Source organism: Cupriavidus necator (assembly GCF_016127575.1).
GTDB lineage: Bacteria > Pseudomonadota > Gammaproteobacteria > Burkholderiales > Burkholderiaceae > Cupriavidus > Cupriavidus necator_D.
Genome location: NZ_CP066019.1, coordinates 1,582,579 through 1,602,713, shown reverse-complemented (window position 1 = coordinate 1,602,713; position 20,135 = coordinate 1,582,579). Strand labels below are relative to the sequence as shown.

Genomic DNA, 20,135 nt, shown 5'->3' with positions numbered 1-20,135 from the left:
AGAGGGCCGGGGTGAGGGGTGGTTTAGCTAGAAACGACATCAAGCCGGGCCTTCGGCCTGCGGGATCCTGGCCAAGACCGATCGGCTTGATGCGATGGTACTGGCACGCTTCGCCCTGCAGATTCGCCCGCCGGCGCGGCCGCTGCCCGACGAGGCGCAGCGCGAGTTTGCCGATCTACTGGATAGACGCAGCCAACTGGTGGCGATGCGCGCGCAGGAGAAGGCATGGGTTGCCACTGCCCCGCCAGTCGCACTTAAGAGTTTGAAGGAGCATATAGCGCGGTTGGACGCCCGCATTAAGTCTCACGACATCGACATGACGCACAAGCTGCGCACCAGCGACGTGTGGAAGAACAAGGTCGAATTGCTCGACAGCATGCCGACTTGACACGGTTGCTCTCCCGCAAGCGGGAGAGCGAGCACACAAACGTTGTGCTGGAACCAGTGGCACTAGCAATCCGGCTTCAGTCGAACAGTTCGTGCCAGATGCTCTTCTTCTTATAGTGCTTCTGCTCGCGCTCATAGTACCGGTCGCGGTCGCCATGGCCGCGCTGGTATTCCTGTCGCGGGGGCGGGGTTTGCTGCGGCATTTGCTGCATCGGCGCCGCCTGCTGTGCCGGGGCGGTTGCCACGGAGCGCTCAAGGATCTTGTCGAGTTCGCCCCGGTCCAGCCAGACACCGCGGCATTTCGGGCAGTAATCGATCTCGATGCCCTGGCGTTCGGACATCACGAGTTGCGTTTGCGGGCACACCGGACAATCCATTGCTTCTCCTCATTGCAGTGAAAACAGTCAGGGTATGACCGGCGCCAGCCCGTATGGTTCGGCCGGAGAGTGCTTTCGAAAGTGGTGCCGGGGCCGTTTGATGTGGCGCGCAGGCCCGCCTGACGGGGAATTTGCGGGGCTGGCTGCCGTCGAAGGCATATGCATGCCTCCCGTCTGTCTTCCCGTCCCCGCGCTTTCGCCGGCCTGATCTGGCTGGTGGTGAGCATCGGCCTGATCTGGCTCGCCTGGCCCTGGTTGCGGCCGCCACTCGAACGCGCGATCTACGTGGCCCGGCTCTCGGTCCGCCCCGCGCCGGTGGCATTGCCGGTGCCGGTCCAGGGCATTGTCCCGGGCGCGCTGCGCGATACCTGGCACGGCGCGCGCTCCGGCGGACGCAAGCATGAGGGCATCGATATCTTTGCGCCGCGCGGCCGCCCGGTGGTGTCGGCTACCGAGGGCATTGTCACGCGCGTGGGCACCAACAAGCTGGGCGGTAAGGTGGTGTGGGTGATGGGGCCCGGGCGCCAGCTGCATTACTACGCCCATCTTGACGACTACGCCGGCGTGCGTGCCGGCGACGTGATTGTGCCCGGCACGGTGCTGGGCTATGTCGGCACAAGCGGCAATGCGCGGGGCACGCCGCCCCACCTGCACTATGGCGTCTACACCGCGGGCGGGGCGATCAATCCCTACCCGCTGCTGAAGGCGCCCGCGCCAGGGGGCGGGGCGGCCGCGCGAGGCGGCGCACGCTAGCGCGCGCCCGCGGGCTTCAAGGCAGGCTGCTCAGGCAGCCTCGCCGACGGTGCCGTGGCCGGCTTGTTCGGCAGGCTCGTCCTTGCCGCCGGGCAGCAGCAGGTTGAGGATCACCGCCGACAGCGAGCCCACCGTGATGCCGGAGCCAAACACTTCATGGACGAAGGCAGGCAGCTTGGACAGCAGTTCCGGGCGGAACGTCACCGCCAGGCCGCAGCCGATCGACACGGCCACGATCAGGGTATTGCGCTGCGTGAACTTGACGGTGCTGAGCATCTGGATCCCGCCCGACACGATCATCGCGAACATCATCAGGCCGGCGCCGCCCAGCACCGGCTGCGGAATCGTCACCACCAGCGCGCCCAGCACCGGGAACAGCCCCGCCAGCAGCAGCATGACGCCGGTCAGCGCGACCACATGGCGGCTGGCCACGCCGGTCAGCGAAACCACGCCGACGTTCTGCGCAAAGGTGGACAGCGGCGGGCTCGACACCAGTGCCGCAAAGGCCGAGCCAAAGCCATCGCACAGGATGCCGCGCGACAGGCATTTACCGGAAATCGGCCGCTGCGTGGCCGCGCCCAGTGCCATGAACGTGCCCGTGGATTCGACGATGGTCACCAGGAAAGCGATCGACATGGCGACGATGCCGGAGATTGGGAACGACATCCCGAAGTGCAGCGGCTGCGGCACCGCGATGATCGGCGCCTGGTGAAACTGGGTGAAGTCGACCAGGCCCAGCGCCAGGCAGAGCAGGTAGCCGCCGGCAATGCCGACCACAATGGCCGAGGCCGACAGCATGCCCTTGCCCCACTGCACCACCGCGACCACCAGCGCCAGCACCGCGACGGCAATCGCCAGGTTGCCGGGTGCGCCATAGCGGCTGCTGCCCTGGCCGCCTGCGGCCCAGTCGATGGCCACCGGAATCAGCGACAGGCCGATCATGGTGACTACCACGCTGGTGACGGTATGCGGAAACAGCTTGCGGATCGCCGGCATGAAGAAGCTGCCCAGGATCATCACCAGCGAACCCGCCAGCGCCGAGCCCAGGATGCCAGCCACGCCGTGTTCGACGCCCACGCTGATGGCCGCGCCGACAAAGGCGAAGCTGGTGCCCATCACGCATGGCATGCGGATGCCCACCGGGCCAATGCCCTTGCACTGGATGATGGTGACGATGCCCGAGCCAAGCAGGGCCGCATTCACCAGGGCAATGACCTGGTCCGGCGGCAGCTTCAGCGCACCGCCAATGACCAGCGGCACCGCAATGATGCCGCCCAGGGCGGCCAGCAGATGCTGGAGCGCAAGCAAAAACGTCGTCAGCCGAGGGGGGCGGTCTTCCACCTTGAATAGCAAGGGCGCCATTCATGTCTCCTGTTGTCTGGCCGGATAGGTTTCCGGACTGTCTTGTTCTTCTGGCGCCGGGGAAGGGGCTGCCCCCGGGCCCTGTCATTGCGCGCTGACGGGCAGGCGGAGACCGCCTGCCGCGAGCGTGGCCTGGATCCAATTCCAGGCCGCAACCGGGGAGCAAGAATAGCAGGGATAAGCACTCCGTGATACAAAAATTGCATACAGTTTGTATCAACTCCCTTGCGCAGGAGGATATAGGAGCGGGGAGAGGCGCCGTGCGCCGGCGTGCCGCTTCCGCGGCCGTTGCGCCAACCCGGCGCAAACGGCGCGGCCGGTCAAGGGACCAGGCCAGCGCCGTCCGGCGGCAGCCTTACCAGCGGTGCTGGTACATCGCGGTCAGCGTGATGCCCGCAGCCGGCAGGCGGCTGGTGTTATTGCTGTTGCGCATCAGCTGGCTGTACAACGGGTAGTAGTAGCGGTTGAACAGGTTCTCGATCCCCACCGTGATCGTGTCCTTCTTGCTGACCTGGTAGCGGCTGATCAGGTCGACGGTGGTGTAGCTGCTGACCTCGCGCCGCCCGAAGCTGTTCTGGTCGTTGAGCCGGTAGTCGCGGCCGCCGTAGTAGGTCACCTGCAGGCGGTTGCTCCAAGTGCTGATCGGCCGGTACTGGACGTAGGCGGTCAGCTTCAGCGGCGGGATGCGATAGCCCGTCATGTTCTGGAAGCTGCTGCTGCCTTGCGGCTGCTCGCGGCCGTTGATCCAGGTGAACGTGCCGCCGGCGCCCCAGGTCTCGCTGTCGCTCAGGTAGTCGGCGGAAGCCTCAACGCCTGCGATGCGTTCCTTGGTCCGGGTCAGGATCAGGCCGTTGTTGAAGCTCTGCACGTCGCCCAGCTGCGAGGTGGTGTAGAACAGCGCCAGGCTCGCCATCGTATTGCCGAATGCGCCGCGCCAGCCGATTTCATAGTTGTTGGTCTTGACCGGCTCAAGGCTCGACGAATTGATATTGAAGCCCGGCCGCGCATTGCGGATCTGCAGGCCGATATCGGGCAACTGGAAGCCCTGGCCGAACGAGGCATAGAACTCCTGGTTCTTCACCGGCGCGTACGCACCGCCGATATTGAAGAGCCACGCGCCGTAGTTGACGGTGCCGCCCTGGACCGCGACCGGGTTGCTGACCCGCGATTGCGACAGCGGCACGAAGTCGTCGAACGTGGCGCTGGCGCGTTCATAGCGCGCGCCGCCTTCCATCGACCACTGCTCGTTGAACTTGTGCTGAAGCTGCCCGAAGATCCCGCCGCTGCGGGTGGTCAGCGGCGGCATGTAGGTCAGCGAACCGGTCTTGTTGAAGACCAGCCCGCCGCTCTGGTCGTAGGCGCGCGGATCGAACACGTCGAGCGGCATGTCGCTGCGCTCCTGGTTGTAGTCAGCGCCCCACAGCAGCTTGGTCTTCTTGTCGGCACCCAGCGGGGTGCTGATGGTCAGGCGCCCGCCGAACACGTCGCTGTTCTGGCTGACCTGGTCCACATTGCCGCCACGCGTGGCCACCGCGCGCGCATCGAACGGGGGGAAGCGGGTGAAGTAGTCGCGGTAGTAGATCTGCGTCGACACCGTGCTGCCGAGCAGGTCCAGGTTCTGGTAGCCCAGATTGACCACGGTGTTGCGCAGTTCGTTCTGGTTTTCCAGCTGCAGCCCCTTGATCGCCCGCGCCGCGGCGGTGCCCGGCGTCAGCCTGGCCACCGACGGATCGGAGGCGTAGTCGGTGTTCTGCTTGGCCTGGTACTGGCTCACGCTCAGTTCGATGCGCTGCTGGCTGTCGATGCGCCAGCCCAGCTTGCCGCTGACGTTGTAGACGTTGGAATCGAACAGGTCGCCCTGGCTGGGCTCCGGCGCGATGCGGTGGCCGTGCGCGTCGTAGGAGCCGCCGATACGCTGCGCGCCGAGGTGGAACGCGTAGTCGATCGGCCCCTGGCTGCCTGAAAAATGCTGCTGGACATTGGCGCTGAGCCCTTCCTTGCTCAGCCGCGTCAGCGGGGTGCCGAGCGTCACCGTGGTATCCGCGCTGGGCGCGCCGCCCGCGGGCCGCGTGGTGATCGCGATAATGCCGCCGTTGGCGCCGGCGCCATAGATCGCGCTGCTGCCGCGCATGACTTCGATCTTCTCGATGTTGCTGGAATCGATGGTGGCGAGGTTGCGCGCCGAATCCCGGTTGGTGTTGAGCGGAATGCCATCCACCAGGATCAGCGTGCCGCGCCCGCGCAGCGTCTGGCCGAAGTCCGTGACCGTGCGGCTGGAGTCCGCCATGCCCGGGATCAGCTTGCTCAGCATGGTCGCGAGATTGGTGGAGCCCACCTTCAGCTCCTCGATTTCCTCGCGCTCCAGCACCGTCACCTGGCGCGTCGGGCTGACGAGATCGCTCTTGATCCGGTCGACCCTGACCTCCACCGCATTCAGCTCGCCGCCGTCGGCCTTAGCGGTCGGGCCTTCCTGCTTCGCCCCCGCACCGGACGTCCCGGTTTGTGCCACGGCGGCGCCGGCGGCCACCTCCTGTGCTTCTGACAGCAGCGGAGTGCCCGCGCCGATGGCGGCCATGAGAAGGGCGAGCGGACGGACCCGGAAGCGGCCGGCCGGCCCCTCCAGGGTGACTGAGCGCGTTGCGGTTTGCATGGTTATGGTCAGGCGAACGTAGTGATGTGTTTAATGTGCTTTTGAAAACCCCGCGAATTATAATCAGAATGATTCCTATTAACTAGAGATTGGGGAATCTGAATTTTCGTAAGGTGTGCCGGGGAACCGGCTCGGATGTGTCTTGGAAGCGAGAACAGGCTCCAAGGCCTGGGCCGTGCCGGAGAGCACGGCCCAGCGCGCGGCAGGCTCGTTCGCCATTCGCGCTCAATGGTCGCTTGTAAGCGATATGGCAGGCTTACTTGTTCTTGCCCAGCGCCTTCTGAATGGCCGCTTCGGTCTGGGCGTAATTCCCTTCGCCAAAATGCTTGTAGACCACGGTGCCGTTGGCGTCGACCAGGTAGAGCGCCGGCCAGTACTGGTTGCGCCAGGCGTTCCAGGTGGCATAGGCGTTGTCCTGCGCTACCGGGTAGCGGATATCGAAGCGCTTGAGCGCTGCCTGCACGTTGGCGGTGGACTTCTCGAAGGGGAACTCCGGGGTGTGGACGCCGACCACGACCAGGCCCTTGTCGCGGTATTTGTCGTACCACTGACGCACATGGGGCAGCGTGTTGATGCAGTTGATGCAGCTATAGGTCCAGAAATCGACCAGCACGACCTTGCCGCGCAGCCCGGCAACGGTCAGCGGTTCAGAGTTGAGCCACTTGTCGATGCCGGTGAATTCCGGCGCCTTGCCATAGTCGGCAGGGGCGGCGGCGGCATGCTGGGCGGCGACGATGGCGGTAGTGGCAAGCAGGGTACGAAGCAAGCGATGCATGGTTCAGGCTCCAGGTTGGGAGGCAGGGAAAAGGGAGGTCAGCCAGGCGACGGCAAGGGTGTCGTACTGGAAGTACATGGCGATGGCGGTCGCCACCACCAGCACGCCGAAGCCTTGCTGCAGCCGGTGCGTGTGACGCGCCAGCCGGCGCACGTGAGTGGTGGCGAACTGGCCGCCATAGGCAATGCCCAGCATCGGGATGGCCGCGCCAGCCGCGAACAGCGCCAGCAGGCCGGCGGCGCGATGCAGGTCTTGCGCCTTGGCCACCAGCGCGAGGATCGACGCCAGCACCGGCCCGGCGCACGGGGTCCACACCGCGCCCAGCGTCATGCCCAGCACAAAGCCGCCGGCCACGCCGGTGCCGGTCCGGCCGCCGGCGCCCGCCAGGCGGTCGACCACGCCGGCTAACGGGGCCGCCAGGCGCTCGAAGCCCGCCGGCCAGAGCCGTGCCAGGCCGGCACCCAGCAGCAACAGGATGGCCGCGTTGCGCACCACGCCTGGGGCTTCGCTGAAGGCGCTGGACAGTGCGCCAAAGACTATGCCCAGCGCGGAAAACGCGCTGACGAAGCCAAGCGCTATCGCCAGCGGGCGCAGCCGGCCGGATTCGCCCACCGAGCCGGCCAGCAGCATGGGCAGCACCGGCAGCACACAGGGCGAGGCAATAGTCAGCACGCCGGCGGCAAAGGCAAGGAAGGCGTCGATCATGGATGGCTTCCGTCGGCGTGCGCGGTGTCGTGGCAGGCACGATAGCAGGGGCAGGGCGGCGGCGGATGGATGGCGACGACGGACATGGCGGAGAACTCCCGGTGTTGGCGATAGACGCATTCCACCGTCCGCACGTATCCGGGTTGTTTCCGCTTCCCGGCATCCGTGCAAGCTTTCATGTCTGCCGTGGCCCGGGATACAAAGCGATACATAGTGGCGCCGGTGCCGCCCCATGGTGGCGGCACCGGGCAGTGCCAATGCTGTGCCGCCGCTTCAGCGGCTGCCGTTGAGCTCGAGGTATTCCGTGAATTCGTCGCGCACGACGGCTTCAATGCGGGCGAGCTCGTCGTCCGTGATGTCTTCGAACAGCTTGCGCTTGCGCCTGGACAGCTCGCCGTGGTTCTGGACGATCAGGTCGATCAGGTTCGACAGGCGTGACTGGCGCAGGTCGAGCCAGCTTTCCAGGCGTGCGACGCTGGCATCGTAAGCGCGCAGGTACTGGATCTCCTGCGCAAGGTCCTGCTCGACGCACTGCTCGATGCATTCGAAGACGAATTCGCACAGCGCTGTTGCATCAAAGGATGCGTAAAGCCAGCCGGGCTGTGGCGACTTGATCAGGATCGTGTCGCTGTCCGAATCCAGCGCGTAGTTGAGCAGGGCCGTCCGCGGGGCGGAATAGGACTTCAGCAGCGCGGCATAGGTATCGATCTGCTTGAGCATCCGTGCCGACACCGGCAGCACGACGCCATCTGGCGTGACACCGGCCTGGCGCAGCAAATGGTGGATGAGGAATCGATGGAGCCGGCCGTTGCCGTCGTAGAACGGGTGGGCGAAGACAAAGCCAAACGATACGCACGCCGCGGCCACGATGGGGTTCGCCGCCTGTGCCTCGACCAGGCCCGCGACCGCGGCAATCCCGTCCATCATCGCGCCAAGCTGCCCGGGCGGCGGGGGAATATAGTCAGCGATGTTGCGCATGCGCCCGCCGCGGGACAGCCAGTTCTGCTTGTCGCGGTAGGAGAATTCGGCGCGCAGCCCCGAGATGATTTCGTTCTGCCACTCGCACAGCTGGGCTTCGGTCAACGGCGCGGGATTGCCGGCATATTCCAGCAGCCGCCTGAACTTGGCAACCCGCTGGTTATCGGGGATCTCGTGCTCGATGGAGTAGGTCGATCGTGTCTCCGCGAGGTAGAGGTAGTCCACCGCGCGCGCCAGCAACTCTGGCTCGAGCCGCTTGATGGCCGCGGCCACGCGGCCGGGGAGGTCGGCGGCAATGTACTGCGCCAGCTTCTCGGTGCGGCGCACCAGGGGGCAAAACGCGGCCGGGCCGAGGTGGTTGTTCTGGATGCCGAACTGCAGGTCCGGCGTTGCCGGGCCGGTCAGGTACCGGCTCTCGTCCAGCGCCAGTACCCTGGGCGCCCCGGCCGGCAGCTTGTAGTCGAATTGCGCTCCGGCAAGCCATTTGGCATAGAACGCGCTCAGCCTCGCATAGCGCGAGGTCGGGGTGGCCGCCAGCCACTCCCGTACGGCCTGCACCGCTGGCGCATGTTCGAACAGCGCCGCCAGCACGGTCAGGTCGAGCTGCTCCTTCTTCAGCGCGAAAGTCAGGTGGTCCACGGTCGTATCGCCGCCGCGGTAGCGGTTCCTTGGGTACACGGTGCGCGTGGTGCCGTCCGGTCCGGTGTGCGTGCTGAGGACCCCGGTCTTGTCGGCAAGGGCGGACGTCGAGCGCAGCGGCGGCACGCGCAGCCCGAACTTGCGGATAAGCGCGTCGTAGCCAAGTGGCGCATGAGACATAGATGGTCGCAATTTCCGGATGCCGGTTTGCTCGGGAGCTTACCAGAGTTTCTACAGAACTTACCAAAAGATCTACTTCTATGCCTGCTGCTTTCCATTCTATCTATAGCAATGGATGGGCAACCTGGCCGCCGGGCTTCCAGGAGTTCTACAGTACTTACCGTTTCATCTACTTTCATGGGCAGCCTGGATGATCTTGTCTACAGTGCTTGCCTGCCGACCCGGGCAGCAGCGCATCTGGCCAGCAAATCGAAATCCATCATGACAAGTTGCCATCTGCTGAATCTCGCCAAATCGCGCTCAGGGTTTTTCGGTAAATCCCTCAGGGTTTTCGAGAATCCCTGACCGCCACCCCGCGCTAAGCGTTTTTATTTATTTGTCTGGCCCGAATAATCGCCTATAACTGCATCTACATGCTGCGGCTGATGTCACGCATCATGCCTACGCCCGCCAGGCTTGCCTGCGGGCATTTTTTTTGGCTCGCCGGTGCGGTTTTATGCCGTATTAATCGCTCTGATTTATTTCGTTCATCATTCGGTGCGGTCAAAATCATGACATTTCTGTAATCATGACATTTTCGTAATCATGCTGTTCTGGCCGGAACGGACGGCTTCCGGGTATGACAAATTTGTAATGATGGGATTTAAGTCGTTTTCCTCATCCATTCAAAACGAACCCTCATCTATCGGCGGCGACGCGCCCGGAAGTGGCTCCAGTAAAGGGTTTCATGGTTATCCGGCGGTGCCCGGCCGGGCCTCCTTCCAGGGGCGATGATGCATTTTCAGCGTGAATATCCGGAACCCATCCTTCGCAATCATAAATTCAGTGAAAACCCTGCCATGCCTTTCCCTTGACTTACCTGATATATCACATACTGTGTATTCCATCGCCACTCCGAACTTGAGAGAGGTGAGGGCGGAGACCTCAGGTCGGCGTCGGAATAAGAGGCAAATAAATGCCAATGACACAGGAGACATGAAATGCCAGCAGCCACCCTTATGCTGAGGCGCAGTGCGTCCGCATACCCGCCCGCACCCCCGCAACTGAATGGCCAAATGATTCAAGGAGCGCGCAAATGAGTAATCCGTCCGCAGCGCTGGGCGCTAATCGCCAGGTCCCGGAAGGCACACGCTGGCTGCAATTGATCGTCGGTGTGATCTGCATGATCGCCACCGCCAATATTCAATACGCCTGGACCCTTTTCGTCCCTGAAATCCAGAGTACCTACGGCTGGTCGCGCGCCAGCATCCAGATCGCCTTCACCGTCTTCGTCCTTGTGCAGACCTGGCTGGCGCCGATCGAAGGCTACTTCATCGACAAGTTCGGCCCGCGCATGATGGTCGCCTTCGGCGCGGTCTTCATCGGCGCGGCGTGGTGCATCAACTCCCAGGCCACCACCCTGATGGGCTTCTACGTCGGCGCAGCCGTTGGCGGCCTTGGCGTGGGCTCGATCTACGCCACCTGCATCAACAACGCGCTCAAGTGGTTCCCGGACCGCCGTGGCCTTGCGGTGGGCCTGACCGCGGGCGGTTACGGCGCCGGTTCCGCGGCAACCATCCTGCCCATCGCGGCCATGATCGAGTCGCAGGGCTTCCAGCACACCTTCCTGTTCTTCGGCCTGCTGCAGGGCGGACTCGCCTTTGTCGCGGCGTGGTTCCTGCGCGCACCGAAGGGTAGCGAGGTGAAGGCATCGCAGAAGCTGGTCCAGGCCACGCGCGACTACACGCTCAAGGAAGCGATGTCCACCAAGCTGTTCTGGCTGATGTTTGTGATGTTCATCCTGGTCGTCACCGGCGGCATGATGGCCGTGGCCCAGCTTGGCGTCATCGCCAAGGACCTGGGTGTGAAGGAGTTCAAGGTCGACCTGCACTTCTTCGTGATGGCCGCACTGCCGCTCGCGCTGATGCTGGACCGGATCATGAACGGCATCTCGCGTCCGTTGTTCGGCTGGATCTCGGACAACATCGGCCGTGAGAAGACCATGGTCATCGCCTTCACCCTGGAAGGCCTTGGCATCATCGCGCTCGGCTACTTCGGCAGCAACCCGTACGCCTTCCTGATCCTGTCGGGCGTGGTGTTCCTGGCCTGGGGCGAGGTCTACTCGCTGTTCTCGGCACTGGCCGGCGATGCCTTCGGCACCAAGCACATCGGCAAGATCTATGGCGTGCTCTACACGGCCAAGGGCATCGGCGCACTGTTCGTGCCGGTCGGCAACCTGATGATGGAGGCGAGCGGCACCTGGTCGACGGTCCTCTACACGGTGGCGGCCATGGACCTGAGCGCGGCCTTCCTGGCGATCATGGTCTTGCGGCCGGTGCTGGCCAGCCATGTAGCGACTTCCAGGAGTCTTTTCTCGAAGGAGACGGCGGCGGCGGGGACGCAGGTTCCAGCCTGACCGGCCGATATACAGGCGTCTAGCGGCAAACCGGGCGGGCTTCTTCGGAAGCCCGCTTTTTCGTACCGGGGACTTGCGTCTCGGGCGGGCACTTCGATCGCGCTAGTTCTCCTGAACCAGCTGGAATGCGCTCCTGCATGCCTTGGCCCATTCCCAGGCCAGTTCCCTGCGCTGCGCGGTCCGGGTTGCCATCGCTTCGTCCAGGCCGTCCGCAAGATCCTGAACGATCACCGCGGCCGGCGCCCCGGCCGCGCCCCAGGCCGCGGCAAAGGCGACCTGCTTGCTGGTGCCAGGAGGTTGTGCGGGCCGGAGCAGGCCAAGCCGTGGCAGGAAAAAGGCGCCGGCGACAATGCCGCCGTGCAGGCTGCTGCCGACAAAGCCCTGGCTGTGCGCAATCAGCGCACAGATATCCCACAGATTGAGCGATTCGAACAGGACCACAGGCGTGCCGCGCAGCCGTGCCGCCAGGCGCTGGTAGCAAGCCAGGTCGTCGTGCCAGGGCGCGGCGCCGGCGCGAAACAGCACCATGCCCAGGGCCCTGGCCCGGGCGATACGTTCGAGCTGGGCCGCCAGCTGTGAAAGGGTATCGTCGTCGCCAAAATCCGCGCTGAACTGCACGGCCAGGTATCCCCCCGAGAACCCTGACACGATGCGGGCGCACTCGCCCTGGCGGGCGCGCCGGCGGATGCAGGGGCCGAACAACTCGGCCACCAGCACGGCCGGATCGGGCTCCAGGCGGCAGGCAATGCCGTTCTCCGCGAGCATGGCCCGGGTCTGATGGTCTCGTACCCCGACGCTGGTGGCGGCCCCGAGCTTGGCCACCACCTCGGCCCGCATGGCAGGCTCAACCGATCCAAGTTCAATGCCGCCGACGGCGTGGACAATGACACGCCGGACGTTGGCAAAGATGCCGGCCGGCAACAGGTAGGGGACAAGGTCCCGTATGCCCAGCTGCGCCTGGGCCCAGACCGTCCGCTCGTGCGGCCGGGCATCGAGCATTGCCACTACTGCCCGGGCCTGCCCGGGAGGCTGCAGCATCACGGCCGCCTCCCAGAGCGAGCAGGTCAGGGTTTCGCCACCCACATGGATGACATCGACGGCGCTGTCGCCCACGCTGGCTGCAAGCCGCGCCAGGGTGTGGACCCGATGGCCGCCATGGATTCTCAGGTTGCGCTCGGCCAGGCCCCCGTAGAACGGGTTGGCCGGCCCGATCAGGCTTCGCATCACATGCGGCAGCAGCAAGTCGCCGAAGTTGTGGCGATCGAAAGCGCCAAACAGGATCGTGGGGAAGCCGGTGGTTCCTGAGTGGGAGGCTGGCATGGCGTTTGGCAAGAATTGGCGCCCACGGGGTTCTCAGATCCGCATTTTGTGCATTGCGCGATGGGACCCTCCTCGGGACGCCTCTCCGTCGGATTAGATTCCCCAAAGCCGTCCATCGCAAGTGGCTTCGGCCACCAGGGCAGTGGGCCGGTTGTGCGCCCAAGCTCGCAAAGCGATTTCATGGACCCGGCGCGGCGCTCCCGTCAATGATGCATGAGCGGATAGATCACCAGGCCGATCAGCGCCGCGCCGGCCACGATCACGGGTTCGGGCAGCTTCCTGAACCTGAGCAGCAGCGCCACTGTGCAAAGCGCCAGCAGTACCGTCGGCACATCCACGATCGAACGCCTGGCCAGCACGATCACGGCGCCGGTGATGGCCCCCACCGCGGCAGCGGTCACGCCATCGACAAAGGCCAGGATGGCGGGCAGCTTGCCGTATTTCTTGAAGTAGGGGGCCGGCAGGACGGTGAACAGGTAGCACGGCAGGAAGGTGGCCAGCGCCGCAACCGACGCGCCGGGCAAGCCGGCCACCAGGTAGCCGATAAAGCCGACGGTGATCACCACGGGGCCGGGCGTGATCATGGCCACCGCCACGGCATCGACGAACTGCTTTTCATTGAGCCAGTGGAAGTCGGTGACCACGCCGCCGTACAGGAACGGCACAATGGCCAGCCCCGAGCCGAACACGAATGCGCCCGCCTTGGCAAAGAACACGGCGATCTGTGCCAACAGGGGCCAGTCAATGGTGCCAGCCACGCCCCCGGCCAGGGGCAGCTGTGTCGCCGCGGCCGCATGCAGGCCGCCCTGGCGCAGCCATTTCGGCGGGGCGCGCCAGAACCACACCAGCAGCCCGGCCGCGAGGAACATCCACGCGATTTCGGATTCGGTGACCACCGTGACCGCGGCAAGCACCAGGTAGATCGCCCACAACAGGCGGTCTTTGCCCACGCTCTTGGTCGTGAGCTTGTACGCACTGATCGCAATGATGCCGATCACCGCGGCCCCGACGCCGTAGAACACGGACTGCATCCACGTCAGGCCGCCAAAGCGCACATAGGCCCAGCCCAGCGCCAGCACCATCAGGAATGACGGCAGCACGAACGCGATCCCGACCAGCGTCGCGCCCGCGATGCGGTAGTGGACATAGCCCAGGTAGATGGCCAGCTGCGCGGCCAGCGGGCCGGGTGCCAGCTGTGCCAGGGCCAGCCCCTCCTTGTAGTCGGCGTCGGTGATCCACTGGCGCCGGTCCACCAGGTCGCGATGCATATAGCCAGCCAGCGCCACCGGACCGCCGAAGCCGAGCGTACCCAGGCGCAGCATGTAGCCGACCAGCTGCCAGAGGGTGTAGCGCGGCCGTTCCGTGAGCGCGGCCTTAGGGGTTGGGGCCTGCGAGACGTTGCTCACGTCGTGGACCTCAGGGGCATGGTGCTATCGCTTTCCGGAAAAATGCACATAAAGAGAATCGAGGGTACGGCCGATTTCGGCCAGCAGCGCGTCGTCATCCGCCAGGCGCTCGCGCGCGCCGGCAAGCACAGCTTCGAAGCCGCTGGCTTCCGGCGCCTGGGCCCCGCCGATATCCAGGGCGTGGACCATGTTGGCCAGGCGGGCCAGCCCGCGGTCGGCGTCCAGCCCGAAGCTGGCCAGCAGCACCTCGAATGAAACCTTGTCGCCCACATGCGTGAAGGCGGCGCCGTCGAAGTCGAAACCCAGCGCGTCATGCGGGCAGTCCGCGGGATGCTCCAGCCACAGGAAGCGCGCATGGGGGTCGATAAAACGCTGGATCAGCCACGCGCTGGCGACCCGGTCCACCCAAAGGTGGCGCCGCGTTGCCCAATCGCGCCCCTGGTATTGGGCAGGATCCCGGCGCGGGATGCCGCCGCTTGCAGGCTGGGGCTCGCCTGGCGAACGCAGGGTTTCGATCGCACTGGTGAAGTCCCGCCATTGCAAGGAGGCGTTGACCGATGCGTCATTGGGGAAGAAATCGGTCCCGGCGATGGCATCAAAGGCACGGCCGTGCCGGCGCAGAAGGCGGGCGATCCCGGCTTCGTCCTGGCCGGACAAGTTCTTGCGGTCTTCGGAGAGGGCGGCCAGCCAGACGGCGTAGTCGGTCGTGCGGTCAAACAGGGTCCGGTAGGCGTGAGCCTCCGCCGGATCATGCGCGCGCACATTCAGCAGCCAGGCCTGGCCGCCTTCCTGGATGGCTTCATCGGCCAGGTCACGTAGTTGAGCGCTTTGCGCGCTTGGCGTCGGCAACAGATAGGCGCCGTCGCGCAGTGCAGCGCAGCCTAGTGCCTTGAGGGCCCGCCAGATGCGCATCCGGGCAGTGGCGCACTTGGTTGGCAGGCTGATGACGAGGAGGGTCCACAGTTCCGGAGCTGGTTCCATGGGCCGATACTAAGTGCTTGTAGAGTGTGGATCAACTCTGTAGCGATCTCTACAATTTCAGTCGAGTGCACTTAGTGGCACTTATTCCGGAGTCGGCTGTAGTCCATTGGGTAGATAACGATATAGGCATTCATTCGTTCCCGTGTGATGCAGGGTTCCCTATCTTGTGAGCCTGCTCATCCGCAAGGAAGGAATCCTTTATGAATGCCCCGTTGGACTTCGATGCGCGGCACGCGCTGCGCGCCGCGCTGGACGCCGTGCCGGCGCTGGCGCGGAAGATTGGCGTCGACGCGGCCGCCCGCGAGGCACGGCGGCTGCTGCCCTATGAGGCCTTCGCGCTGTTTCGCGAGTCCGGGCTTGGCGTGCTCCGGCTCCCGGTGGAGCAGGGTGGCTTGGGCGGCTCGCTGGCCGACCTGTTCGAGGTCATTGCCGCGCTTGCCGCGGAGGAATCGAACGTCGCGCACGCGCTGCGCATCCACTTCGACCAGACCGAGTCGCTGCGCCTGGCGCCGCGCTCGGCGTTCAATGACCTGCAGGTGCAGCGCATTGTCGGGGGCGCGATCTTCGGCGGTGCCTCCACCGAACGCGGCACGTCGCGTCCCGGTGAAATCAGCACGGCGCTGCGGCGCGACGGCGGGCACTACCGCCTGAGCGGCAAGAAGTATTACTCCACCGGCACAGCCTTTGCCGACTACGCCCGCATCAATGTAAAGGATGCCGATGGCGCCGATGCCTCGATCATCATCCCGACCGATCGCCCCGGCTTCAACGTCGTTGACGACTGGGACGGCATGGGCCAGCGCATGACCGCCAGCGGCAGCCTGGTGCTGGACGATGTGCAGGTGCTCGCCGAGGAAGTGACGCGGCGCGCCAACAGCACGCTGGTCGGTCGTCACTGCGGCGCGCTGCGCCAGCTGCACCTGGTGGCGGTGGCGGCGGGGATCGTGCGCAATGCCTGGGCCGATGCCTTGCGCTATGTGCGCGAGCATGGCCGTCCGGTGCTGCACAGCCCGGCATCCTCGGCACGCGAAGACCATTTCATCCAGCAGGTGATCGGCGACCTGGCCGCGCACAGCCATGCCATCGACGCACTCGTGCGTGAGAATGCGCGCGCACTGGACCGCTCGGCCGATGCGCTGCTGGCACGCTCCGAAGACGCCGAAGCGCTGGTCCTGGCCGGCGCGCTGGCCACCGCGCAGACCCAGCTGGTGGTCAGCAAGCTGGCGCTGCACGTGGCCGAGCGCATGTTCGAGGCCGGCGGCGCCTCGGCCACCGCCAGGCAGCACAACTTCGACCGGCACTGGCGCAACCTGCGCACGATCTTCAGCCACAACCCGCTGCTGCACAAGGCGCGCGTGGTCGGCGCCTACCACCTGAACGGCGACACCACGCACCTGGCCGAAGGCCGGGTGTTCTGAGCCGCGGGAGACGAACGATGACAACAAGCTCACCGCAGCGCCAGCTGCACCTGAATATCAACGCGCTCCATTCCGGCTTCGTGCCGTCGGCGTGGCGCCTGCCCGCCAGCGACCCGCGTGCGTTCGTGGACGTGCAGCACTACATCCGCCTGGCACGCATCGCTGAAGCGGGGAAGTTTGACGCGATCTTCCTGGCCGACAATGCGTCGATCGCCGACCAGATCCATTTCCGGCCGATCACGGCGCTGGAGCCGACCCTGCTGCTGGCCTGCGTCGCCGCGGCGACTACCCATATCGGACTGGTGGCCACGGCCTCCACCAGCTACAACGAGCCCTATAACATCGCGCGGCGCTTTGCCACGCTGGACCATGTCAGTGGCGGCCGCGCGGGCTGGAACGTGGTGACCACGGCGGATGCCGGCTCGGCACGCAACTTCGGCCGCGCCGCGCCGCCGGACCACGGACAGCGCTATGCGCGTGCCGACGAGTTCACGGATCTTGTCAAGGCGCTGTGGGACAGCTGGGAAGACGATGCCCTGATCGGCGACAAGCACGACGGGCGCTTTGTCGATACCGCCAGGCTGCAGCCGGTGGCGCACCATGGCACCTTCTTCGACGTGCAGGGCCCGCTGAACCTGCCGCGGCCGCCGCAGGGCCATCCGGTGCTGTTCCAGGCCGGCGGCTCCAGCGACGGGCGCGAGCTGGCCGCGCGGCATGCCGAGGCGGTGTTCTCCGCGTCGCAGTCGTTCGAGGAGTCGCTGGCCTACAAGCGCGAGATCAACGCACGTGCCGAAGCGCTGGGCCGCGGCCCGCACGCGGTCAAGGTGTTGCCGGGGCTGACCACCATCATCGGCGCCACCGAGGCGCAGGCGCGGCAGCGCCGCGACGAGCTGGTCGACCTGATTCCGTGGGACTACAGCCTGGTGCGGCTGGCCGGCACACTAGGCATCCCGGTGGAACGGCTGAGCCTGGACGCGCCGCTGCCAGATGACCTGGCGCTGCCGGCCAACGGCAACCACACCTTCTTCCGCGCCACCGTGGCGGTGGCGCAGCGCCAGAACCTGACGGTGCGGGCGCTGATCCGCGAGCTGGCGGGCGGCGGCGGCCACCGCGTGATCGTGGGCACGCCGGAGCAGGTGGCCGACGATATCGAACACTGGTTCCGCCATGGTGCCGCGGACGGCTTCAACCTGATGCCCGATGCGCTGCCCGACGGGCTGCAGGCCTTCGTCGATGGCGTGGTGCCGATCCTGCAGCGGCGCGGCATCTTCCGCACTGCGTACGCGGGTACCACGCTGCGCTCGCACCTGGGCCGCGAACGGCCTGCGGGACGGGTACCAGCGCAGGCTGCGGCGTAAGCAGAAGTCCGCATTTGCTACGTCGTATTCCTTCGTGGACTGGGCAACGGGCGTTTCTTAGACTGGTCCTTCCTTATCACTGCCCACCTGCCATGACACGACGCCCTTTCTTTGCCACCCTCGCACTCGCCGCGCTGACGGCGCTTGCCACGCTCTCCATCGGCAACGCCCACGCGCAAGCCAGCGACCGGCCACTCAAGGTCGGCGTGCGCGGCGGGGTCGACGAAGAGATCTGGGAAGTGGTGACGCGCGTCGCCGACAAGCAGGGGCTGAAGGTGCAGACCATCGTCATCACCGGCACCGCCAGCCCCAACGAGGCCCTCAACAATGGCGACCTCGATGCCAATGCCTTCCAGCACATCCCGTTCCTGCGCGACCAGGTCCGGCAGCGGGGCTACAAGATCGTCAATGTCGGCGATACGCTGATCTCGCCGATCGCGTTCTATTCGCGCAAAGTCAAGTCGCTGGAGGCGCTGCCCAACGGCGCGCGCATCGGCATCCCGAACGACCCGAGCAACCAGACGCGCGCGCTGGTGATCCTGCGCGACCACGGGCTGGTCAAGCTCAAGGATGGTTTCGATCCCTATACCGGCACGGCGTCGCTGGCCGACATCACGGCCAACCCGAGGAAGCTGGAGTTCGTGGAAAGCGCCTCGGTGGTGCTGCCGCGCGCGCTGCCAGACGTCGATGCGGCCGCCATCGTCAATACCTTTGCGTACCAGGCCGGCCTGATCGCCACGCGCGACGGCATCGCGGTGGAAAAGAGGGAGCACAACCCGTACGTGAATGTGATTGCCGTGCGCGAGAAGGACAAGGGCGCGCCGTGGGTCGCGCGGCTGGTCAAGGCCTATCAGTCCGACGAGGTGCGCAAGTTCATCCAGACCAAATACCAGGGTTCCGTGATCCCTGCCTTCTGACGAGCCAGCATGCACGCTGTCCTACCGTTGCGCGAATCCGCGCCGCATATCGTGTTCGCGGGGATCGGCAAGACCTACGCGGGGGCAGGCGCCCCCGCGCTGGCCGATATTTCCTTCACCATTGGCCGCGGCGAGCGCTTCGGCATCATCGGACGCAGCGGCGCCGGCAAGTCGACGCTGCTGCGTACCATCAACATGCTGGAGCGTCCCGACACCGGCCACGTCCGCATCGACGGCACCGATATCGGCCTGCTGGACGAGAACGGGCTGGTGACGCTGCGGCGCCGGATCGGCATGATCTTCCAGCACTTCAACCTGCTGTCGGCCAAGACCGTATTCGACAACGTCGCGCTGCCGCTGCGCGTGGCGGGTGTGCCGCGCCACGAGATCGCGGTCCGTGTGATGGAGCTGCTGGACCTGGTCGGGCTGACCGACAAGGCGCGCGCCTATCCCGTGATGCAGTCCGGCGGGCAGAAGCAGCGCGTGGGCATCGCCCGTGCGCTGGTGCACCGGCCCGAGATCCTGCTGTGCGATGAGGCCACTTCCGCGCTGGACCCGGAGACCACTGAACAGATCCTGGCGCTGCTGCGCGACATCAACCAGCGGCTGGGGCTGACCGTGGTGCTGATCACGCACGACATGGCGGTGATCAGTGAAGCCTGCGACCGCGTGCTGGTGCTCGACCACGGCCACGTCATCGAGCATGGCCCCGTCTGGAAGGTGTTTGCCGAGCCGCACGCGGAAGCCACCATCGCGCTGCTGCGGCCATTGCGGCACCGCATGGCCGCCGTGCCGGACACAACCAGACAGGAGACTGCACATCGTGCTGCTGCCAATGGCTGACAAGTATTTCAAGGCACTGGGCGAGACCCTGCTGATGACCACCAGCGCGTGCGCCGTGGTGTTCGCCGCCGGCATGGTGCTGGCCCTCGTGCTCACCATGACCGCTCCCGGCGGCCTGGCGCCGCGGCCGCGGCTGCACCGGACCTTGTCGGTGCTGGTGAACATGTTCCGCTCGATTCCCTTCATCATCCTGCTGGTCGCGATGCTTCCGGTGACGCGCATGATCGTCGGCACCACCATGGGCACGTGGGCGGCGGTGGTGCCGCTGAGCGCCCACCTGATACCGTTCTTCGCGCGCATCTCGCAGGTTGCACTCAATGAGATCGACCCGGGGCTTGTCGAGGCGGCCCGAGCCATGGGATGCCGCCGCTGGCATATCGTGCGCCACGTGCTGCTGCCGGAGGCGATGCCCGCGATCATCGGCGGCGCCACCGTGACCGTGATCGCCATGATCGGTTCGTCGGCGATGGCGGGCGCGGTCGGCGCCGGCGGGCTGGGTGATCTGGCGATCCGCTATGGCTACGAACGCTACGAGACCGCCGTGATGTTCCATGTGATCGCGATCCTGGTGACGCTGGTCACGCTGGTGCAGTTTGCCGGTGAACGGCTGGCGCGGCGGTTCGACCACCGGCGCTAGTCGACGCTTTGTGATAAAGGTACGGCTGTCCTGTTTCCGGCGCATGCCACGACA

General features: G+C 65.6%; 18 protein-coding genes. 8 read left to right on the top strand and 10 right to left on the bottom strand.

Features of this window, described 5'->3' with window-relative positions; translation table 11 throughout:
- Positions 1-94 precede the first annotated feature (94 nt).
- A complete protein-coding gene (locus tag I6H87_RS26315; protein ID WP_051398564.1) occupies positions 95-388 on the top strand; it encodes a hypothetical protein in 294 nt (97 codons plus the stop codon).
- 76 nt (positions 389-464) lie between these two features.
- On the opposite strand, the gene I6H87_RS26310 is transcribed toward I6H87_RS26315, so the two are convergent.
- Positions 465-764, bottom strand: coding sequence for a TFIIB-type zinc ribbon-containing protein (locus I6H87_RS26310; protein ID WP_010814477.1), 300 nt, complete (start codon positions 762-764; stop codon positions 465-467).
- 159 nt (positions 765-923) lie between these two features.
- Between I6H87_RS26310 and I6H87_RS26305 the strand changes: the two genes are divergently transcribed.
- A complete protein-coding gene (locus tag I6H87_RS26305) occupies positions 924-1,517 on the top strand; it encodes a M23 family metallopeptidase (protein WP_011617269.1) in 594 nt (197 codons plus the stop codon).
- A 30-nt stretch (positions 1,518-1,547) separates the two neighbouring features.
- Here the strand turns inward: I6H87_RS26305 and I6H87_RS26300 are convergent, their stop codons facing one another.
- The 6 genes from I6H87_RS26300 to I6H87_RS26275 form a co-directional block, all read right to left on the bottom strand.
- Positions 1,548-2,879 (bottom strand): nucleobase:cation symporter-2 family protein, encoded by a 1,332-nt coding sequence (locus I6H87_RS26300; protein ID WP_010814475.1) that lies wholly within the window; start codon positions 2,877-2,879, stop codon positions 1,548-1,550.
- Between the two features lie 355 nt (positions 2,880-3,234).
- On the bottom strand, positions 3,235-5,529 hold the full coding sequence (locus I6H87_RS26295; protein WP_011617268.1) for a TonB-dependent receptor: 2,295 nt from the start codon (positions 5,527-5,529) through the stop codon (positions 3,235-3,237).
- A 256-nt stretch (positions 5,530-5,785) separates the two neighbouring features.
- Positions 5,786-6,304: a thioredoxin family protein gene (locus I6H87_RS26290; protein ID WP_010814473.1), complete on the bottom strand. Its 519-nt coding sequence runs from the start codon at positions 6,302-6,304 to the stop codon at positions 5,786-5,788.
- Between the two features lie 3 nt (positions 6,305-6,307).
- Entirely contained in the window at positions 6,308-7,009 is a 702-nt protein-coding gene (locus I6H87_RS26285; protein ID WP_010814472.1) for a cytochrome c biogenesis CcdA family protein, read from the bottom strand.
- Between the two features lie 273 nt (positions 7,010-7,282).
- Complete coding sequence (locus I6H87_RS26280) at positions 7,283-8,806, bottom strand: Fic family protein (RefSeq protein ID WP_010814471.1); 1,524 nt, start codon at positions 8,804-8,806, stop codon at positions 7,283-7,285.
- Between the two features lie 409 nt (positions 8,807-9,215).
- Positions 9,216-9,359: a hypothetical protein gene (locus I6H87_RS26275; RefSeq protein WP_155737074.1), complete on the bottom strand. Its 144-nt coding sequence runs from the start codon at positions 9,357-9,359 to the stop codon at positions 9,216-9,218.
- A 522-nt stretch (positions 9,360-9,881) separates the two neighbouring features.
- Between I6H87_RS26275 and oxlT the strand changes: the two genes are divergently transcribed.
- Positions 9,882-11,201: an oxalate/formate MFS antiporter gene (gene oxlT, locus I6H87_RS26270; protein ID WP_010814470.1), complete on the top strand. Its 1,320-nt coding sequence runs from the start codon at positions 9,882-9,884 to the stop codon at positions 11,199-11,201.
- A 102-nt stretch (positions 11,202-11,303) separates the two neighbouring features.
- Here oxlT and I6H87_RS26265 read toward each other — a convergent pair whose 3' ends face one another.
- The 3 genes from I6H87_RS26265 to I6H87_RS26255 form a co-directional block, all read right to left on the bottom strand.
- Entirely contained in the window at positions 11,304-12,521 is a 1,218-nt protein-coding gene (locus I6H87_RS26265; RefSeq protein ID WP_010814469.1) for a polysaccharide pyruvyl transferase family protein, read from the bottom strand.
- Positions 12,522-12,724: 203 nt separating this feature from the next.
- A complete protein-coding gene (locus I6H87_RS26260) occupies positions 12,725-13,843 on the bottom strand; it encodes a chromate transporter (RefSeq protein WP_231881515.1) in 1,119 nt (372 codons plus the stop codon).
- Between the two features lie 108 nt (positions 13,844-13,951).
- Positions 13,952-14,908 (bottom strand): chromate resistance protein ChrB domain-containing protein, encoded by a 957-nt coding sequence (locus I6H87_RS26255; RefSeq protein ID WP_011617266.1) that lies wholly within the window; start codon positions 14,906-14,908, stop codon positions 13,952-13,954.
- A gap of 200 nt (positions 14,909-15,108) precedes the next feature.
- Here I6H87_RS26255 and I6H87_RS26250 point away from each other — a divergent pair, with 200 nt between their 5' ends.
- The 5 genes from I6H87_RS26250 to I6H87_RS26230 all read left to right on the top strand — a co-directional run bounded on the left by I6H87_RS26250 (position 15,109) and on the right by I6H87_RS26230 (position 20,081).
- Positions 15,109-16,326, top strand: coding sequence for an acyl-CoA dehydrogenase family protein (locus tag I6H87_RS26250; RefSeq protein WP_011617265.1), 1,218 nt, complete (start codon positions 15,109-15,111; stop codon positions 16,324-16,326).
- A gap of 17 nt (positions 16,327-16,343) precedes the next feature.
- Positions 16,344-17,684 (top strand): LLM class flavin-dependent oxidoreductase, encoded by a 1,341-nt coding sequence (locus I6H87_RS26245; protein ID WP_010814465.1) that lies wholly within the window; start codon positions 16,344-16,346, stop codon positions 17,682-17,684.
- A gap of 92 nt (positions 17,685-17,776) precedes the next feature.
- Positions 17,777-18,601, top strand: coding sequence for a MetQ/NlpA family ABC transporter substrate-binding protein (locus tag I6H87_RS26240; RefSeq protein WP_011617264.1), 825 nt, complete (start codon positions 17,777-17,779; stop codon positions 18,599-18,601).
- 9 nt (positions 18,602-18,610) lie between these two features.
- Complete coding sequence (locus tag I6H87_RS26235; RefSeq protein WP_011617263.1) at positions 18,611-19,444, top strand: methionine ABC transporter ATP-binding protein; 834 nt, start codon at positions 18,611-18,613, stop codon at positions 19,442-19,444.
- Positions 19,425-20,081 (top strand): methionine ABC transporter permease, encoded by a 657-nt coding sequence (locus tag I6H87_RS26230; protein WP_011617262.1) that lies wholly within the window; start codon positions 19,425-19,427, stop codon positions 20,079-20,081. Before I6H87_RS26235 ends, I6H87_RS26230 begins: the two co-directional genes overlap by 20 nt.
- Positions 20,082-20,135 lie beyond the last annotated feature (54 nt).

Bases quoted from the DNA above. Each gene is read 5' to 3' on its own strand.
- I6H87_RS26295 (WP_011617268.1), bottom strand. From the start codon at position 5,529: ATGCAAACCGCAACGCGCTCAGTCACCCTGGAGGGGCCGGCCGGCCGC.
- I6H87_RS26275 (WP_155737074.1), bottom strand. From the start codon at position 9,359: ATGATTTTGACCGCACCGAATGATGAACGAAATAAATCAGAGCGATTA.
- I6H87_RS26260 (WP_231881515.1), bottom strand. From the start codon at position 13,843: ATGCTGCGCCTGGGTACGCTCGGCTTCGGCGGTCCGGTGGCGCTGGCT.
- I6H87_RS26310 (WP_010814477.1), bottom strand. From the start codon at position 764: ATGGATTGTCCGGTGTGCCCGCAAACGCAACTCGTGATGTCCGAACGC.
- I6H87_RS26305 (WP_011617269.1), top strand. From the start codon at position 924: ATGCATGCCTCCCGTCTGTCTTCCCGTCCCCGCGCTTTCGCCGGCCTG.
- I6H87_RS26265 (WP_010814469.1), bottom strand. From the start codon at position 12,521: ATGCCAGCCTCCCACTCAGGAACCACCGGCTTCCCCACGATCCTGTTT.
- I6H87_RS26280 (WP_010814471.1), bottom strand. From the start codon at position 8,806: ATGTCTCATGCGCCACTTGGCTACGACGCGCTTATCCGCAAGTTCGGG.
- I6H87_RS26245 (WP_010814465.1), top strand. From the start codon at position 16,344: ATGACAACAAGCTCACCGCAGCGCCAGCTGCACCTGAATATCAACGCG.
- I6H87_RS26235 (WP_011617263.1), top strand. From the start codon at position 18,611: ATGCACGCTGTCCTACCGTTGCGCGAATCCGCGCCGCATATCGTGTTC.
- oxlT (WP_010814470.1), top strand. From the start codon at position 9,882: ATGAGTAATCCGTCCGCAGCGCTGGGCGCTAATCGCCAGGTCCCGGAA.
- I6H87_RS26285 (WP_010814472.1), bottom strand. From the start codon at position 7,009: ATGATCGACGCCTTCCTTGCCTTTGCCGCCGGCGTGCTGACTATTGCC.
- I6H87_RS26250 (WP_011617265.1), top strand. From the start codon at position 15,109: ATGAATGCCCCGTTGGACTTCGATGCGCGGCACGCGCTGCGCGCCGCG.
- I6H87_RS26300 (WP_010814475.1), bottom strand. From the start codon at position 2,879: ATGGCGCCCTTGCTATTCAAGGTGGAAGACCGCCCCCCTCGGCTGACG.
- I6H87_RS26315 (WP_051398564.1), top strand. From the start codon at position 95: ATGGTACTGGCACGCTTCGCCCTGCAGATTCGCCCGCCGGCGCGGCCG.
- I6H87_RS26255 (WP_011617266.1), bottom strand. From the start codon at position 14,908: ATGGAACCAGCTCCGGAACTGTGGACCCTCCTCGTCATCAGCCTGCCA.
- I6H87_RS26240 (WP_011617264.1), top strand. From the start codon at position 17,777: ATGACACGACGCCCTTTCTTTGCCACCCTCGCACTCGCCGCGCTGACG.
- I6H87_RS26290 (WP_010814473.1), bottom strand. From the start codon at position 6,304: ATGCATCGCTTGCTTCGTACCCTGCTTGCCACTACCGCCATCGTCGCC.